Here is a 16459-nt window from a genome sequence, read left to right as displayed (position 1 = left end):
CCCATCTGGATCATTCCCCGCTCCGCCAGGTTCAACACCCGGCCGCCCGGGCCCTCCGCCGAAGGCGCCGGATCCGAAAGGCCCCCAACAGCGCCCATGTTCATGGTCATCATCTGGCCAGACTGGGCCCACCACCTCCGCCCGGTCCCATGTCGGGTTCCGACACGCCGGGCGGCAGCGAGAATCGACATCCCGCCACACACCATGTCAACGAACACGGTGCGGGTATTCGGAGGAAATGACTTGACCATGAAACGCTCCATCAATCAGAGCGTTGCTACGACCATATGACTTTGCCCTTCCGGGATGGGCGCTAAGTGACCCCGCGTTGCTTTAGTTAGAGGCCGACTTCTGCTGACTGCAGCAGGGCGACGGCGTCTGGCTGGCCTTCGAAGGTGACCAAAGCGTGGCGGGTCCGTCCGTGGGCGTGCATCAGCAGTTCGCCAGGCTCACCAACGATCGCCACCGAAACGGGTGCCCGCTTGGCGACGTGCCGCGGCCCGGATGGGCGCACCAGCACAATTCCCAGGTCGACGCCGCGGTAAAGAATGGCTGCCCGTTTGATCAGCTCGTCCCAGAGGGCGTCCGAATAGGCCTCGTCGAGGGCGCGCGGCGCCCAGCGGTCCACGGCCCGGCGGATGTCCTCGGTGTGGACGAAATATTCGATCAGGTTGGAGCTCTCGTCCAATGCCTTGATGTTCATGGGGGAGAGCGCCGGCGGGCCGCCGCGGAAGGTATTCACCAGGCCGGTGTAGTCGTCAGACGTTTTCAGCTTCGCCGCGAGCCTGGCGGTGGCCTTGTCAGAAGCCTTGGACAGGCTCTTGATGATGAGGCCCAGCCCCACGGCCGCCTTGCGTTCGCGCAGGTAAAGGTGCGCGGCAAGGTCCCTGGTGCGCCAGCCTCGGCAGAGGGTAGGGGCATCAGGACCGGCCGCCAGCAGGGTTTCGGCCAGGACTTCTCGGGATGGTTCGACGAAATGCATCACTTGTGAAACTAGCACGAGAGCAGCGAAGTTGGGCAGCAGAACCGCCAGCCGGGGGGTGCCCTTGTTAATACACTGGTTATATGCCCGCTTGTGCATACTCAGAGGCCGCTGATCAGGCACTAGACTTGGTCTGATGTCTGAGCAGCCCGCCTTCGCCCCCGTCATTGTCCCGGCCCCCGCCACAAGCCCGCTTCCGCCCGCAGTCGCGGACGCATTGAAGCGTGACGGCGCCGGGCTCGTGGCCGCCGTCGTACAGCAGTTCGATACGAACGAAGTGCTGATGCTGGGCTGGATGGACGACGAAGCAGTGCACCGCACCATGACCAGCGGCCGGGTTACGTTCTATTCCCGCTCCCGCCAGGAGTATTGGCGCAAGGGCGACACCTCCGGCCACGTCCAGTGGGTCAAATCCGTTGCTGTGGACTGCGACGGCGATGCCCTCCTGATCCGCGTAGACCAGGTCGGCGCGGCATGCCACACCGGCACCCGGACCTGCTTCGACGGCAGGGACCTGGACGTCCAGACCGGCGAGGCACTCTGATCCATGGCCCATGGGCACATAACCGCCCCGCGGACACACACTTTTTGGCAGCAGAAACTCGCGCCGTTCCACACCCGGCGGCAGTCACGAGGCGACACAAGAACAGGCGGCGAAGCATAGCCATGCAGGACCTTGGAATCATCAGCCCGGGCCTCGAGGAGTTCCGCGAACTCGCCGGCAGCAGCCGGGTCATCCCCGTCACGCTCAAAGTGCTGGCGGACGCGGAAACCCCTATCGGCCTCTACCGGAAGCTGGCCCAAGGCCAGCCCGGCACGTTCCTGATGGAGTCCGCGGCGGTGGGTGGCACGTGGTCGCGGTATTCCTTCATCGGCGCGAAGTCCCGGGCAACCCTGACCACCAGGAACGGCCAGGCGCACTGGCTGGGCCAGCCACCTGCGGGCGTCCCCCTGGACGGCAACCCCGTGGACGCCATCCGCGACACCATCGAAGCATTGCGGACCAGCAGGTTTGACGGCCTGCCGCCCTTCACCTCCGGACTCGTCGGCTTCCTGGGCTGGGAGACTGTCCGCCACTGGGAACGGCTGACCAGCCCGCCGGAGGATGACCTCCACCTGCCCGAGATGGCGCTGAACCTGGTCACCGACATGGCAGTGCACGACAACCATGACGGCACCGTGCTGCTGATCGCCAACGCCATCAACTTCGATGGCAGCTCCGACCGTGTGGACGAGGCCTGGGCAGACGCCGTAGCACGGGTCAAGGCCCTCCTCACGCGAATCAGCACGCCCGTGGCCCAGCCGGTCTCCGTACTGGAACCCGCCGCCCTGGATTTCGCCGCCAGCGTCGAAGAACGGTGGGACGAACCCTCCTACCTGGCCGCCCTTGACCGCGGCAAGGAAGCCATTGTGGACGGCGAAGTGTTCCAGGTGGTGATTTCACGCCGCTTCGAGATGGAGTGCGGGGCCTCCCCGCTTGACGTGTACCGGGTCCTGCGGAACACCAACCCCAGTCCGTACATGTACATCTTCAGCCTCGAGGACGCCGACGGGCGGGAGTACTCGATAGTGGGGTCCTCGCCCGAGGCTCTGGTGACGGTGACCGGCGAGGAAGTCATCACCCACCCGATCGCCGGTTCACGGCCCCGCGGCAAAACCGTGGAGGGAGACAAAGCCCTCGCCGAGGAACTGCTCGCCGACCAGAAGGAACGCGCCGAACACCTGATGCTCGTGGACCTGTCCCGCAACGATCTGTCCAAGGTCTGCGTCGCGGGAACCGTGGACGTCACCCAGTTTATGGAGGTGGAGCGCTTCAGCCACATCATGCACCTGGTCTCCACCGTGGTGGGCAAGCTGTCCCCGGCCGCCAACGCCTACGACGTCCTGAAAGCGACCTTCCCCGCGGGCACCCTGTCCGGTGCCCCGAAGCCCCGGGCACTGCGCCTGCTGGACGAGCTTGAACCGCACCGGCGCGGCATCTACGGCGGGGTGGTGGGCTACCTCGACTTCGCCGGCGACATGGATATGGCCATTGCTATCCGCTCGGCCCTTCTCCGCGAAGGACGCGCCTATGTCCAGGCCGGCGGAGGCATCGTGGCGGACTCGGTGAACCCCACAGAAGCGCTGGAGACCGTGAACAAGGCGGCCGCTCCACTCCGGGCCGTGCATACCGCCGGATCGTTGCACAACATTGCGGCGGAATCGCTCCCCGGCACCTCTCAGACCAGCGACGCCGGCACCCCCTCCGGTGAAAGCCTGGCCGGCGAATGACGCCGGCCTGGGCCAGGAAATCCACGCTGGTACTGCTGATTGCCGTCCTTGCCCTGGCCGTGTTCGGAGCCACCACCCAGACCTGGATCACTGTCAGCCTGGACGCCAACCAGATGGGCCAGGCCGCGGGGGACCAGAACACCCTTCCGGTCCAGGGCAGCAAAGCCGCCACTGCGGTGACAGCGCTGGCCGTCGTTGCCCTGGCAGGAGGACTGGCGGCATCCATCGCCGGAAGATTCGCGCGGTGGGTCATCACCGTCCTCATCATATTGGCCTCCGTAGGCATCATCGCCGCGGCCGCCACCGTGCTGGCTGATCCGCTGGGCGCCGCGCAGGGTTCGATCGCCGCTGCCACCGGGGTCACGGGCGGCCACGCGGACGTGGCTGTTACCGCCTTCCCTGTCCTCGCCGTCGTCGCCGGTGCCCTGCTGGCGCTGGCCGCCCTGCTGATCATCCCCGCTGGCCGGCACTGGAAGTCGCGGACCAAATATGACGCGGCCACCTATGGGGCGCCCGCCGGCAGCGCGGCGGCCGCCACCGGTCCTGTGGACGAGATCGACAGCTGGGACCGGCTCTCGCGCGGCGACGACCCCACCTGAACCCCGCTCGCAGCTAAAGCCGTGCAGCCCGCTAAAACCTGAGCCCGGTCTGCCGATGGGCAGGTCGCGGCCAAAAAATGGCAGAATGTAAGCAGTATTCATCCCGAGGAGATTCACATGAGCAAAGCACCCGCTTCCGTATCGAAATCAGGCACCCGGACCGTTGCCCCCGGCGTCGTGGACCACAGCCAGGAACTTGGCCACGGCAACAGCCCCGCGGCCTGGACCTGCGTGATCGTTATGCTGGTAGGCGCCCTCATTGCGTCCATCGCCTTTGTCATTGCCAACACCCCCATCTTCATCGCGGGCGCGGCCGTGATGGTCCTCGGCCTCATCCTTGGCTACATCATGCGCAAGGCCGGCTACGGTGTCGAAGGCAGCAAGCTGAAGAGCTCCGGCCACTGATGGCGACTGTTCTCGATGACATCAATGCCGGTGTCAGGGAGGATATGGAGGCCAGGAAGCGTCTCGTTCCGCTGGCGGAACTGATGGACGTGGCTGCGGCCGCGGCACCCGCCCGGGACGCCTGGGCGGCCCTCGGCGGCACGGCCGTGCAGCGGGACCAGCTAAAGGTCATCGCGGAAATCAAGCGACGCAGCCCGTCCAAGGGTGACCTCGCCACAATTGTGGATCCGGCGTCGCTGGCAGAGCAGTATGCCGACGGCGGCGCGGCCGTGATCAGCGTCCTCACCGAAAAGCGGCGGTTCAACGGCTCCCTTGCGGACCTGGACGCCGTGCGTGCCCGCGTGGACATTCCATTGCTTCGCAAGGACTTCACGCTCGACGAGTACCAGATTTGGGAGGCCCGCGCCCACGGCGCGGACCTGATCCTGCTCATCGTGGCGTCGCTCTCCGACAGCGAGCTCCGGGACTTCAGCGCTCTCAGCCGCGAACTCGGCATGAACGTGCTCGTGGAGACGCACACGGAAGAGGAAATCGAACGCGCAGTGGCGGCTGAGGCGCGCATCATCGGCGTCAACGTGCGCAACCTGAAGACGCTCGACGTCGACCGTTCAGTTTTCGCCTCCCTCGCCGGACTGATTCCGGCCGAAGCGCTGGTCATCGCCGAATCCGGTGTTCGCGGCGTGGACGACGTGACGCACTACGCCGCCAACGGTGCCAACGCCATCCTGGTGGGCGAGGCCCTGGTCAGCGACGCAACGCCGCGGGACCGGATCGCCGAATTCTCGGCAGCCGGCGCTGCCGCCATCGCCGCCCGGGCCTAGTCCGGGCACCCGCCGGCCCTGGCGCCGGCGGCACAACACTTCCGAACGATCAACTGGAACAGGACGGTGAGACTGATGGTTGACGCACCCTCAGAAAACGCTGACAACAACGCTGCGGACGCTTTCCTGCAGGGCGGCTCGCTGAAGCACGCCCCCGGGCCATACTTCGGCGGCTACGGCGGGCGCTGGATGCCGGAATCGCTCATCGCCGCACTGGACGAGCTCGAAGACACCTTTGAAAAGGCCAAGGCAGATCCCGACTTCCTGGCCCAGCTCGCCGACCTGAACAAGAACTACTCCGGCCGCCCCTCGCTGCTGACCGAAGCCAAGCGGTTTTCCGAGCACGCCGGCGGCGCACGGATCTTCCTCAAGCGGGAAGATCTCAACCACACCGGATCCCACAAGATCAACAACGTCCTGGGCCAGGCCCTGCTCGCCAAGCGCATGGGCAAGACCCGCGTCATCGCCGAGACCGGTGCCGGGCAGCACGGTGTTGCCAGCGCCACCGCCGCCGCGCTCCTTGGCCTGGAATGCGTTGTGTACATGGGCGCCGAAGACTGCCGCCGGCAGGCGCTGAATGTCGCCCGAATGCAGCTGCTGGGCGCCACCGTGGTGCCGGTGGTGAACGGTTCGCAGACCCTCAAGGACGCCATCAACGATGCCCTCCGGGACTGGGTCAGCAACGTGGACAACACGCACTACCTGCTGGGCACCGCCGCCGGGGCGCACCCGTTCCCGGCCATGGTCCGTTTCTTCCACGAGGTCATCGGCGAGGAAGCCCGCGCCCAGATCCTGGAGCAGACCGGCAAACTGCCCGACGCCGTCTGCGCCTGCATCGGCGGCGGTTCCAACGCAATCGGCATCTTCCACGGATTCCTGGATGATCCGTCCGTGAAGATCTACGGCTTTGAAGCCGGCGGCGACGGCGTGGACACCGGCCGGCACGCAGCCACGATCACCCTTGGCAAGCCCGGCGTCCTGCACGGCGCACGCTCCTACCTCATGCAGGACGACGACGGCCAGACCATCGAGTCGCACTCGATTTCGGCAGGCCTGGACTACCCGGGTGTTGGCCCGGAGCACGCCTATCTGGCCGATATTGGACGCGTCAGCTATGAGCCCATCACCGACAGCGAAGCAATGGATGCGTTCAAGCTGCTGTGCCGGACGGAGGGAATCATTCCCGCCATCGAGTCCTCACACGCCCTCGCGGGTGCCATCAAGGTTGGCAAGCGCCTCACCGAAGGCACTGCCAACCCGTCCGAAACGGTGATTATCGTGAACCTTTCCGGCCGCGGAGACAAGGACGTTGAGACCGCCGCTGAATGGTTTGACATGCTCGATGAGGAGGGCAAGGTTAAGGGCACCAACCTGTCCACCCGTAAGCCCAAGGGCCCTGCCGACCGGGCAGAGACTGAAGCCGTGCCCACCACAGCCGCTCCTGCCGGCAGCGCCGCGGACAACAACGAGGACAAGAACTGATGACTGAACAGACGGCCAGCAAGTCCGCCGCTGCCATCGACCGAGCACGGGACGCCGGACGCTCAGCGCTCGTCTGCTATCTTCCTGCCGGGTACCCGGACGTCCAGGCCACCATCGACGCCGGCATTGCCATGGCGAAAAACGGTGCCGACCTGATCGAAATCGGTATTCCCTACTCGGATCCGGTCATGGACGGCCCGGTCATCCAGGCCGCCACCACCGAGGCGATAGCCAACGGATTCCGGGTCGAAAGCGTCTTTGACGTGGTCGCCGGCATCACGGCAGCCACAGACGTCGCCGTGCTGGTGATGACCTACTGGAACCCCGTGGTCCGGCTGGGTGTGGACGAGTTCTCCCGCCGGCTGGCCGAGGCCGGGGGAGCAGGGCTCATCACGCCCGACCTCATCCCGGACGAAGCATCGGAATGGTTCGCTGCGTCGGACAAGTACGGACTGGACCGCGTGTTCCTCGTGGCGCCGTCCTCCACCCCCGAACGCCTGGCCATGACGGTCAAGGCAAGCAGGGGCTTTGTGTACGCGGTCTCCATCATGGGCGTGACGGGTACCCGCCAGGCCGTCAGCAGCAGCGCAGAGAAGCTCGTCGCCGACACGCATGCCGCCGGTGCCGAACGCGTGTGCGTGGGACTCGGTGTCTCCAACGCCAGCCACGTCCGCGAGATCGCAGCGTACGCGGACGGTGTCATCGTGGGCACCGCGCTCGTTGCTGCCATCCGCGACGGGGGAGTAGCCGCCGTCGCGGACCTCACCCGGGACCTGAGCGCCGGACTCGCCAGGGAAGAAGCCTAACCACCATGCAGATCCTCCTTCAGGCCGCCGCCCTGGTGCCGGCCAGCATCCCCAGCCCGGACTGGTCCGGCTTCGACATCCCGCTGCCGTGGGGGTCTCTGCGGATCCACGCTTATGCCCTGTGCATCCTCGCCGGGATCATCGCCGGCCTGTGGCTCACGTCCGTCAGGTGGGCCCGCCGCGGTGCGCCTGAAGGCAGCGTCTGGGACATCGTCATCTGGGCTATTCCTTTTGGCATCATCGGCGGCCGGCTCTATCACGTGGTTTCTTCGCCGGACGCCTACTTCGGGCCCGGCTTCGACGGGACCGGGGACCTGGGGCTCATCCCGCAGATCCAGCGCGGCGGCCTCGGAATCTGGGGTGCCGTGGTGCTGGGCGTCCTGGGCGCCTGGATCGGCTGCCGCCGATCCAGCGTGAAACTCACCGCCTTCCTGGACGCCGCGGCGCCCGGACTGCTGCTGGCCCAGGCCATTGGCCGATGGGGAAACTACTTCAACCAGGAACTCTTCGGCGGGCCCACCACCCTGCCGTGGGGCCTGCAGATTGATGCGGACAACGCCAACTTCCCCGCCGGTATGCCGGCGGATACACTTTTCCACCCCACCTTCCTCTACGAGTCGCTCTGGAACATCGCCGGTGTTCTCATCCTGCTGGCACTGGACCGCCGATTCAACTTCCGCCGTGCCCGGCTCTTCTGGATCTACGCCATGTACTACACACTGGGCCGGGTCTGGATCGAAGCGATGCGGATCGACGATGCCGAACAGATCAACCTCTTCGGCATCACCACAAGGCTCAACGTCTGGACCAGCATTTTTGTCTTTGTGGCAGCACTTATCGTGTTCGTCCTCCTGGGATTGAAAGGCCGCCCGGAACCGGACACACCGTTCCTGGCGGGCCGTGAACCGGCAGCAGACGATGCCATGGACGCCTCGGGAGCAGTCAAGGCACCGGTCCGCGATGCGGACTCTTCTGTCTCAGATAGTGAATCGCGTGATAATCTCCCAGATAACCAAAATGGTGCCCGGATCCCTTCCGCCCCAACGGAAGAGGAACCGGCATTCCGGGACGCCGACAAGCCAATTCCGGAATCGCCGGTAACCGGAACTTCCGGCCACAAGGCAACGGAATCCGCGCCGGAGGCTGGCACGAGCAAGTAGTACGCCAGCACGGCAGGGTAGCAGAGTCAACACTCGGAGCGCCCACACACCACAGCGTCGTGGCAATAGGGCCCATCCGGTCGGCAGACAGCAGCTGGCCGGTCAAGCCCGGGTCAGGGACCTGCGTAACTGTTCAGTCAGCAGGCCGGTCTGGCCTACAATTTCCTGTAAATAACACTTTGTTGTGCCCATCACAGAGGCGCTGACGAGTGGGGCCAACGGTGTCCCTTCCATACGCACGATCAGGAGGAAGGACGTCTCCCATGAGCCAAACTCTTCACACTCCCAGTTGGTCCGAACCGGACCAGCCTGAGGCTGCCATGTCCCCGTTCAAGCGCTTTGCCGCGCTGCCCGAGGCCCGGGGTCTATACAACCCGGAGAACGAAAAAGACGCATGCGGCCTGGCGATCATCGCCACGCTCCGCGGCGAGCCCGGCTACGACATTGTGGACGCCGCCCTGACTGCGCTCCGCAACCTGGAGCACCGTGGAGCTGTGGGTGCCGACGAGGGAACCGGTGACGGCGCCGGTCTGCTGATGCAGATCCCGGACGAGTTCTTCCGCGCCGTCACAGAATTTGAACTCCCCGCACCGGGCCAGTTCGTTGCGGGTACCGCGTTCCTCCCTGCCGAGCAACGCGAAGCCGACGCCGCCAAGGCCGGTATTGAAGGCCTCGCCGCCGATGAAGGCCTGAGAGTGCTCGGCTGGCGCGAAGTGCCCATCGTCGCGGACCTCGTCGGCGACATGGCGCGCGCCTGCATGCCCTACTTCTCACAGCCTTTCCTTGCCTCGGCAACCGGCGAGGAACTGGACCGCAATGAGCTGGACTCCCGTGCCTGGCGGATCCGCAAGCGTGCCCAGAACAAGTTCGGCGTGTACTTCCCGTCGCTGTCCTCGCGCACCATTGTCTACAAGGGCATGCTCACCACGGCGCAGCTGGAGCCGTTCTACCCTGATCTTTCGGACAAGCGTTTCAAGACCAAGCTGGCGATCGTCCACTCGCGCTTCTCCACCAACACCTTCCCTTCGTGGCCGCTGGCCCAGCCGTTCCGGACGATCGCACACAACGGTGAAATCAACACCGTCAAGGGCAACCGCAACTGGATGCGCGCGCGCCAGTCGCAGCTCGCGAACCCGCTGCTCGGGGAGTCACCGGAAGAGCTGTACCCCATCTGCACCCCTGGTGCGTCAGACTCCGCGTCCTTCGACGAGGTCGCCGAGCTGCTCTGGCTCTCCGGCCGCCCCATCACGCACTCGATCATGATGATGATCCCCGAGGCCTGGGAAAACCACGCCACCATGGATCCGGCACGGCGTGCGTTTTACGAATACCACTCCCTGCTGATGGAGCCGTGGGACGGCCCCGCGGCTGTCTCCTTCACCGATGGCAACCTTGTCGGCGCCACCTTGGACCGCAACGGCCTGCGCCCCGGACGTTACTGGATCACCGAAGACGGGCTGATCATCTTCGCCTCCGAGGTGGGCGTGATCGACGTCGAACCTTCCAAGGTGGTCAAAAAGGGGCGGGTTTCCCCGGGCAAGATGTTCCTGGTGGACACCGACGCCGGCCGCATCATCGACGACGAAGAGGTCAAGGCCGACGTTGCTGCCGCGAACCCGTGGTCCGAGTGGGTCAAGGACAACCTGATTGACCTCAAGGACCTCCCCGAGCGCGAGCACGTGGTCCACACCGCCGCGTCCGTCAACATCCGCCAGCGGACCTTCGGGTACACCACCGAAGAGCTTAAGATCCTGCTCGGCCCGATGGCCCGCACCGGCGCCGAGCCGCTGGGTGCCATGGGTTCGGACACCCCGATTGCAGTGCTCTCCAAGCGTCCCCGGCTGCTGTTCGACTACTTTGTGCAGTCCTTCGCGCAGGTCACCAACCCGCCGCTGGACGCCATCCGGGAAGAGCTGGTCACGTCTCTGACGTGCGCGATTGGCCCGAACGGCAACCTGCTGGACACCAAGCAGGTCCGCCAGCCGCAGGTGATGCTGCCGTTCCCGGTGATCAACAACGACCAGCTCGCCAAGATCGCCAACATCGAAACGCCCGACGGCGACCGGGTAGCCATGAAGGTCCGCGGCCTTTACCGCCCCGAAGGCGGCGAGAACGCGCTGCGTGCCCGGCTCACCGAGATCTGCGAGCAGGTGTCCGGCGCGATCAACCGCGGCGTGCAGTACGTTGTGCTGTCCGACCGTGACTCGAACGCGCAGTGGGCCCCGATTCCTTCGCTGCTGCTGGTCAGCGCCGTGCACCACCACCTGCTGCGCAGCGCCAACCGCACGAAGACCGCACTGGTGGTCGAGGCCGGCGACGTCCGCGAGACGCACCACGTGGCTGTCCTGATCGGCTACGGCGCCTCTGCCGTGAACCCGTACCTGGCCATGGAGTCAGTGGAGCAGCTCATCACCTCCGGTGACGTTGTTGGGGTCACGCCGCAGGACGGCGTCTACAACCTGATCAAGGGCCTCGGTAAGGGCGTCCTGAAGATCATGTCCAAGATGGGCATCTCCACGGTTGCGTCCTACACCGGCGCGCAGACGTTCGAGGCCCTGGGCCTCGGGCAGGAACTGGTGGACGAGTTCTTCGCCGGCACGCATTCCCAACTGGGCGGCGTGGGCCTGGATGTCATCGCCGCAGAGGTTTCGGCGCGGCACCAGATGGCCTACCCCGAAGGTGGCATCGAAATGCCGCACCGCCCGCTCCTGGGCGGCGGCGAATACCAGTGGCGCCGCGACGGTGAGCCGCACCTGTTCAACCCGGAGACTGTCTTCCGGCTGCAGCATGCCACGCGGGAGCGCCGCTACGACATTTTCAAGTCCTACACCAAGGGCGTGGATGACCAGTCCGAGAACCTGATGACCCTGCGCGGTCTTCTCAAGTTCAAGAACGACCGTCCTGCTGTCCCGTTGGAGGAAGTGGAGCCCGTCTCCAGCGTTGTGAAGCGCTTCTCCACCGGCGCCATGAGCTACGGGTCCATCTCCAAGGAAGCCCACGAGACCCTCGCGATCGCCATGAACCAGTTGGGCGGGAAGTCCAACACCGGCGAAGGCGGCGAGGACGTGGACCGCTTGCTCGACCCGAAGCGCCGCTCTGCCGTCAAGCAGATCGCGTCGGGCCGGTTCGGCGTCACCAGCCTGTACCTGACGAACGCTGATGACATCCAGATCAAGATGGCCCAGGGTGCCAAGCCCGGCGAGGGCGGCCAGCTGATGGCGCAGAAGGTGTACCCCTGGGTCGCCCGGACGCGCCACTCGACGCCCGGCGTCGGCCTGATTTCGCCGCCGCCGCACCACGACATCTACTCCATCGAGGACCTCGCGCAGCTCATCTACGATGCGAAGCGCGCCAACCCCTCGGCCCGTGTGCACGTCAAGCTCGTCTCCGAAGTGGGGATCGGCACTGTGGCGTCGGGTGTCACGAAGGCGAAGGCCGACGTCGTACTCGTTTCCGGCCACGACGGCGGAACCGGCGCGTCCCCGCTGAACTCGCTCAAGCATGCGGGTGTGCCGTGGGAGCTGGGTCTCGCAGAGACGCAGCAGACGCTGATGCTTAACGGCCTGCGTGACCGTGTGGTGGTCCAGGTGGACGGCCAGCTCAAGACCGGCCGTGACGTTGTGATCGCCGCGCTGCTCGGCGGCGAGGAGTTTGGTTTCGCCACCGCCCCGCTGGTGGTGGAAGGCTGCATCATGATGCGCGTCTGCCACCTGGACACCTGCCCGGTGGGCGTCGCAACGCAGAACCCCGAACTGCGGGCCCGCTTCACCGGCAAGCCCGAATTTGTGGTCAACTTCTTCGAATTCCTGGCCGAGGAAGTCCGCGAGATCCTGGCGGAACTCGGCTTCCGGAGCATCGAGGAGGCGATCGGCCACGCCGAGGTGCTGGATGCCCGCGAAGCGATCAACCACTGGAAGGCCGACGGCCTGGACCTGGACCCCATCCTGCACGGGCTCGAGTTCGACGATGACGCTCCGCTGCGGAACATGACCTCGCAGAACCACGAGCTGGACAAGCACTTTGACCAGCGGCTCATCACCATGGCCACGGAGGCGCTGACCGACCGCACCCCGGTGAAGATCGCGGTGGACGTGATCAACACGGACCGCTCGGTGGGCACCATGCTGGGCCACACGGTGACGAAGACGTTCAGCACGGACGTGCTGGCGACGGACACCATCGACATCACCCTGACCGGTACCGCGGGACAGTCGCTGGGCGCCTTCCTGCCCGCTGGCATCACGCTGCGCCTCTTCGGTGACTCAAACGACTACGTGGGCAAGGGCCTTTCCGGCGGACGGATCATCGTCCGGCCGGACCGCACCAACGTGTTCAAGGCCGAAAGCAACGTCATTGCCGGCAACGTGATCGGCTACGGCGCCACCAGCGGCGAGATGTTCCTGCGCGGCCAGGTGGGCGAACGCTTCCTGGTCCGCAACTCCGGAGCCACCGCAGTTGTTGAAGGCATCGGCGACCACGGCTGCGAGTACATGACCGGCGGGCAGACGCTGATCATCGGCCGCACCGGCCGCAACTTCGGCGCCGGCATGTCCGGCGGCACCGCCTATGTGCTGGACCTGCAGACCACTCAGGTCAACAAGGACGCCCTGCAGTCCGGCGAACTCCAGCTCGTTGAACTCGACGCCGAAGACCGGGACATTGTCCACGGCCTGCTGGTGAAGCATGTCGAGGAAACGGAATCGCTGCATGCTGCCCGGTTGTTGGAGAACTTCGACGACACCGCTGCCCGCATAACCAAAGTGCTGCCGCGCGATTACGCGGCAGTCCTGCAAACCCGACTGGACGCCATCGAAGAGGGCCTTGACCCCGACGGCGAAGAAGTATGGGCTCGAATCCTGGAGGTAACCGGTGGCTGATCCACGCGGATTTCTTAAAGTACGCCAGCGTGAAACCCAGCCGCGCCGTCCCGTTCCGGTCCGCATCATGGACTGGAAGGAAGTCTACGAGGCCCAGGAAAAGGGTGTCCTGAAGGCCCAGGCCGGCCGCTGTATGGACTGCGGCGTGCCGTTCTGCCACCAGGGCTGCCCGCTGGGCAACCTCATCCCGGAGTGGAACGACCTCACCTGGCGGGACAAAGGCGAGGAAGCGATTGAGCGGCTGCATGCCACCAACAACTTCCCGGAGTGGACCGGCCGGCTTTGCCCGGCACCCTGTGAGGCGTCCTGCGTGCTGGGAATCAACCAGCCTGCGGTCACCATCAAGCAGGTTGAAGTCTCCATCATCGACGAAGCGTTCGAAAACGGCTGGGTCAACCCGCTGCCTCCGACGCGCCTGACCGGAAAGACCGTTGCCGTCGTCGGCTCCGGCCCTGCCGGTCTGGCCGTGGCGCAGCAGCTGACCCGGGTGGGCCACACCGTTGCGGTGTACGAGCGTGACGACAAGATCGGCGGCCTCCTCCGCTACGGCATCCCCGACTTCAAGATGGAGAAGGAGCAGGTGGACCGCCGCGTTGAGCAGATGAAGGCCGAAGGCACCCGCTTCCGCACCGGCGTCGCTGTAGGCACCGACGTGACGTGGGAGCAGCTGCGACGCCGCTACGACGCCGTTGTGGTTGCCACTGGCGCTACCGTCCCGCGGGACCTGCCCATCCCGGGCCGCGACTTTGAGGGCGTGCACTTCGCCATGGATTACCTGGTGCCGGCCAACCGTGTTGTCGCGGGGGAGACGGTAGAGAACCAGATCCACGCGAAGGGGAAGCACGTGGTGATCCTGGGCGGCGGCGATACCGGTGCTGACTGCCTCGGTACTGCGCATCGGCATGGAGCCGCATCGGTGACCACCCTGGCCATCGGCAAGCAGCCACCGGCGGAACGTGCCGGGCACCAGCCCTGGCCCACGTTCCCCACCCTGTTCGAAATGGCCAGCGCCCACGAGGAAGGCGGCGAACGTACGTACCTCGCCTCCACCGTGGAGTTTGTCGGAGAGAACGGCAAGCTCACCGGCGTCAAGGTTGCCGAAACGGAATTCGTTGACGGCAAGCGGCTCCCCAAAGCCGGCACCGAACGGATCATCCCGGCGGACCTGGTCTTCCTGTCGCTGGGCTTCACCGGAGCGGAGCCTGCGGGCATCACCGAGCAGGTCAGCGCCGAGTTCGACGGGCGCGGCAACGTGACCCGCGACGGGTACTACATGACCAACACGGAAGGCATCTTCGTGGCCGGTGACGCCGGCCGCGGGCAGTCGCTCATTGTGTGGGCCATCGCCGAAGGCCGGGCCTGTGCCGCCGCCGTGGACAATTTCCTCATGGGCAGCACCATCCTGCCGGCGCCGGTGGCTCCGACGGACCGGGCCATCACGGTTCTCTGATACCCGTCAGTTCGCCGGGGATTAACCTCCACAACAACTTAACCAATGCAGGACACTACTAGGGTAGGTATATGAGACGCGCTAAGATTGTGGCCACTTTTGGCCCGGCAATTGCCAGCTTTGAGAACACGCTCGCGGTGTTGGAAGCCGGTGTGGATGTTGCTCGGATGAACATGAGTCACGGCGACTACGCCGTGCACGACAACACCTACGAGAATGTCCGCAAGGCAGCAGCCCAGCTGAGCAAGCCTGTGGCAATCATGGCTGACCTCCAAGGCCCGAAGATCCGTCTTGGGCGCTTTGTAGACGGCCCCCACGCACTGGCGGAGGGTGACATCTTCACCATCACCACCGAAGACGTGCCGGGCACCAAGGACATCTGCTCCACCACGCTGAAGAGCCTCACCGAGGACGTCAACGTGGGGGATGCACTGCTGATCGACGACGGCAAGGTGGCCCTGCGGGCGACCGAGGTCGACGCCGTGAAGGTTGTCACCGTCGTAACCGTCGGTGGAATGGTGTCCAACAACAAGGGCATCAACCTTCCCGGCGTTGCGGTCAACGTGCCGGCACTGAGCGAAAAGGACGAGGACGATCTCCGCTGGGCCATGCGCCGCGGCGTTGACCTGATTGCCTTGTCGTTCGTCCGTGACGCCTCGGACATCGTCCGCGTGCACGAGATCATGGACGAAGAGGGCCGACGTGTGCCGGTCATCGCCAAGATCGAAAAGCCGCAGGCAGTGGAGCAGCTCCACGAGATCATCGACGCCTTTGACGCCATAATGGTGGCCCGTGGCGACCTCGGTGTGGAACTTCCGCTGGAGGAAGTGCCGATCGTGCAGAAGCGCGCCATCGAACTGGCCCGCCGCTGGGCGAAGCCGGTCATCGTGGCCACGCAGGTCCTCGAATCGATGATCGACAACCCGCGCCCCACCCGCGCAGAAGCTTCGGACTGCGCCAACGCCGTGCTCGACGGTGCAGACGCCGTCATGCTGTCCGGCGAGACCAGCGTGGGCAAGTACCCGATCGAAACCGTCAAGGTCATGGCCAGGATCATTGAATCCACCGAGGTCCACGGCCTGGAACGCGTTCCGCCGCTGGGCACCAAGCCAAAGACCCGTGGTGGTGCCATCACGCGGGCCGCCGTCGAAATCGCCGACCAGCTGGAAGCAAAGTACATCTGTACTTTCACCCAGTCCGGTGATTCCGCACGCCGCCTCTCACGCCTGCGTCCCATCCGGCCGGTGTTCGCTTTCACCCCGGTGGAGCACGTGTGGAACCAGCTGGCACTGACCTGGGGCATCCAGCCGGTGCTGGTCCCCATGGTGGGCCACACCGACGAGATGACCGCGCAGGTTGACCGCAGCCTGCTCGAAATGAAGCTCGTCGAGGACGGTGACCTGGTGATCATTGCCGCCGGGTCCCCTCCCGGAAAGGCCGGTTCCACCAACTCGCTGAAGGCGCACAGGGTGGGCGACTTTGCAGACGCCGGCAGCCTGGGCGACGCCAGCGAAGGTGCTCCCAGGGAGAAGCTCGGGCCCTGGCCGACGGCATAGCAGCCTAAAAAGGAAGGACCCCTGCCGGCTGGCAGGGGTCCTTCCTTTTA

The 16459-nt window shown here is 65.4% G+C and carries 12 protein-coding genes; 11 read left to right on the top strand and 1 reads right to left on the bottom strand.

All coding sequences use genetic code 11. The annotated features are described in order from the left end of the window. Positions 1-337: 337 nt before the first annotated feature. Complete coding sequence (locus DAD99_RS00360; protein WP_185263719.1) at positions 338-982, bottom strand: TIGR03085 family metal-binding protein; 645 nt, start codon at positions 980-982, stop codon at positions 338-340. A 136-nt stretch (positions 983-1118) separates the two neighbouring features. Between DAD99_RS00360 and hisI the strand changes: the two genes are divergently transcribed. From hisI to pyk, 11 genes are all read left to right on the top strand, one after another. Next, entirely contained in the window at positions 1119-1526 is a 408-nt protein-coding gene (hisI, locus tag DAD99_RS00355; RefSeq protein ID WP_193339875.1) for a phosphoribosyl-AMP cyclohydrolase, read from the top strand. A gap of 122 nt (positions 1527-1648) precedes the next feature. Next, positions 1649-3253 carry an anthranilate synthase component I gene (locus DAD99_RS00350; RefSeq protein ID WP_193339874.1) on the top strand — a complete coding sequence of 535 codons (1605 nt, stop codon included), beginning with the start codon at positions 1649-1651 and terminating at the stop codon, positions 3251-3253. Then, on the top strand, positions 3250-3852 hold the full coding sequence (locus DAD99_RS00345) for a Trp biosynthesis-associated membrane protein (RefSeq protein ID WP_193339873.1): 603 nt from the start codon (positions 3250-3252) through the stop codon (positions 3850-3852). Before DAD99_RS00350 ends, DAD99_RS00345 begins: the two co-directional genes overlap by 4 nt. A 117-nt stretch (positions 3853-3969) precedes the next feature. Further along, a complete protein-coding gene (locus DAD99_RS00340; RefSeq protein ID WP_056345635.1) occupies positions 3970-4257 on the top strand; it encodes an HGxxPAAW family protein in 288 nt (95 codons plus the stop codon). After that, a complete protein-coding gene (gene trpC, locus DAD99_RS00335; RefSeq protein ID WP_193339872.1) occupies positions 4257-5078 on the top strand; it encodes an indole-3-glycerol phosphate synthase TrpC in 822 nt (273 codons plus the stop codon). Before DAD99_RS00340 ends, trpC begins: the two co-directional genes overlap by 1 nt. 75 nt (positions 5079-5153) lie before the next feature. Then, positions 5154-6560: a tryptophan synthase subunit beta gene (trpB, locus tag DAD99_RS00330; RefSeq protein WP_227007452.1), complete on the top strand. Its 1407-nt coding sequence runs from the start codon at positions 5154-5156 to the stop codon at positions 6558-6560. Next, a complete protein-coding gene (trpA, locus tag DAD99_RS00325; protein WP_185263324.1) occupies positions 6560-7366 on the top strand; it encodes a tryptophan synthase subunit alpha in 807 nt (268 codons plus the stop codon). The genes trpB and trpA overlap by 1 nt, the downstream gene beginning before the upstream one ends. A gap of 5 nt (positions 7367-7371) precedes the next feature. Then, positions 7372-8526 carry a prolipoprotein diacylglyceryl transferase gene (lgt, locus tag DAD99_RS00320; protein ID WP_193339871.1) on the top strand — a complete coding sequence of 385 codons (1155 nt, stop codon included), beginning with the start codon at positions 7372-7374 and terminating at the stop codon, positions 8524-8526. Between the two features lie 263 nt (positions 8527-8789). Then, on the top strand, positions 8790-13403 hold the full coding sequence (gene gltB, locus DAD99_RS00315) for a glutamate synthase large subunit (RefSeq protein ID WP_193339870.1): 4614 nt from the start codon (positions 8790-8792) through the stop codon (positions 13401-13403). Further along, positions 13396-14853, top strand: a complete 1458-nt coding sequence (locus DAD99_RS00310; protein ID WP_193339869.1) for a glutamate synthase subunit beta — start codon at positions 13396-13398, stop codon at positions 14851-14853. Before gltB ends, DAD99_RS00310 begins: the two co-directional genes overlap by 8 nt. 71 nt (positions 14854-14924) lie before the next feature. Then, complete coding sequence (pyk, locus tag DAD99_RS00305) at positions 14925-16409, top strand: pyruvate kinase (RefSeq protein WP_185263328.1); 1485 nt, start codon at positions 14925-14927, stop codon at positions 16407-16409. Positions 16410-16459: the final 50 nt, after the last annotated feature.

The sequence above is a fragment of the Pseudarthrobacter sp. AB1 genome, assembly GCF_014926485.1.
Taxonomy (GTDB): domain Bacteria; phylum Actinomycetota; class Actinomycetes; order Actinomycetales; family Micrococcaceae; genus Arthrobacter.
Note: the sequence above shows the minus strand (reverse complement) of the source record. Positions and strands in the feature narration are given on the sequence as shown.

Excerpts from the sequence above, each read along its gene's own strand:
- DAD99_RS00360 (WP_185263719.1), bottom strand. The coding sequence starts at position 982 with ATGCATTTCGTCGAACCATCCCGAGAAGTCCTGGCCGAAACCCTGCTG.
- hisI (WP_193339875.1), top strand. The coding sequence starts at position 1,119 with ATGTCTGAGCAGCCCGCCTTCGCCCCCGTCATTGTCCCGGCCCCCGCC.
- DAD99_RS00350 (WP_193339874.1), top strand. The coding sequence starts at position 1,649 with ATGCAGGACCTTGGAATCATCAGCCCGGGCCTCGAGGAGTTCCGCGAA.
- DAD99_RS00345 (WP_193339873.1), top strand. The coding sequence starts at position 3,250 with ATGACGCCGGCCTGGGCCAGGAAATCCACGCTGGTACTGCTGATTGCC.
- DAD99_RS00340 (WP_056345635.1), top strand. The coding sequence starts at position 3,970 with ATGAGCAAAGCACCCGCTTCCGTATCGAAATCAGGCACCCGGACCGTT.
- trpC (WP_193339872.1), top strand. The coding sequence starts at position 4,257 with ATGGCGACTGTTCTCGATGACATCAATGCCGGTGTCAGGGAGGATATG.
- trpB (WP_227007452.1), top strand. The coding sequence starts at position 5,154 with ATGGTTGACGCACCCTCAGAAAACGCTGACAACAACGCTGCGGACGCT.
- trpA (WP_185263324.1), top strand. The coding sequence starts at position 6,560 with ATGACTGAACAGACGGCCAGCAAGTCCGCCGCTGCCATCGACCGAGCA.
- lgt (WP_193339871.1), top strand. The coding sequence starts at position 7,372 with ATGCAGATCCTCCTTCAGGCCGCCGCCCTGGTGCCGGCCAGCATCCCC.
- gltB (WP_193339870.1), top strand. The coding sequence starts at position 8,790 with ATGAGCCAAACTCTTCACACTCCCAGTTGGTCCGAACCGGACCAGCCT.
- pyk (WP_185263328.1), top strand. The coding sequence starts at position 14,925 with ATGAGACGCGCTAAGATTGTGGCCACTTTTGGCCCGGCAATTGCCAGC.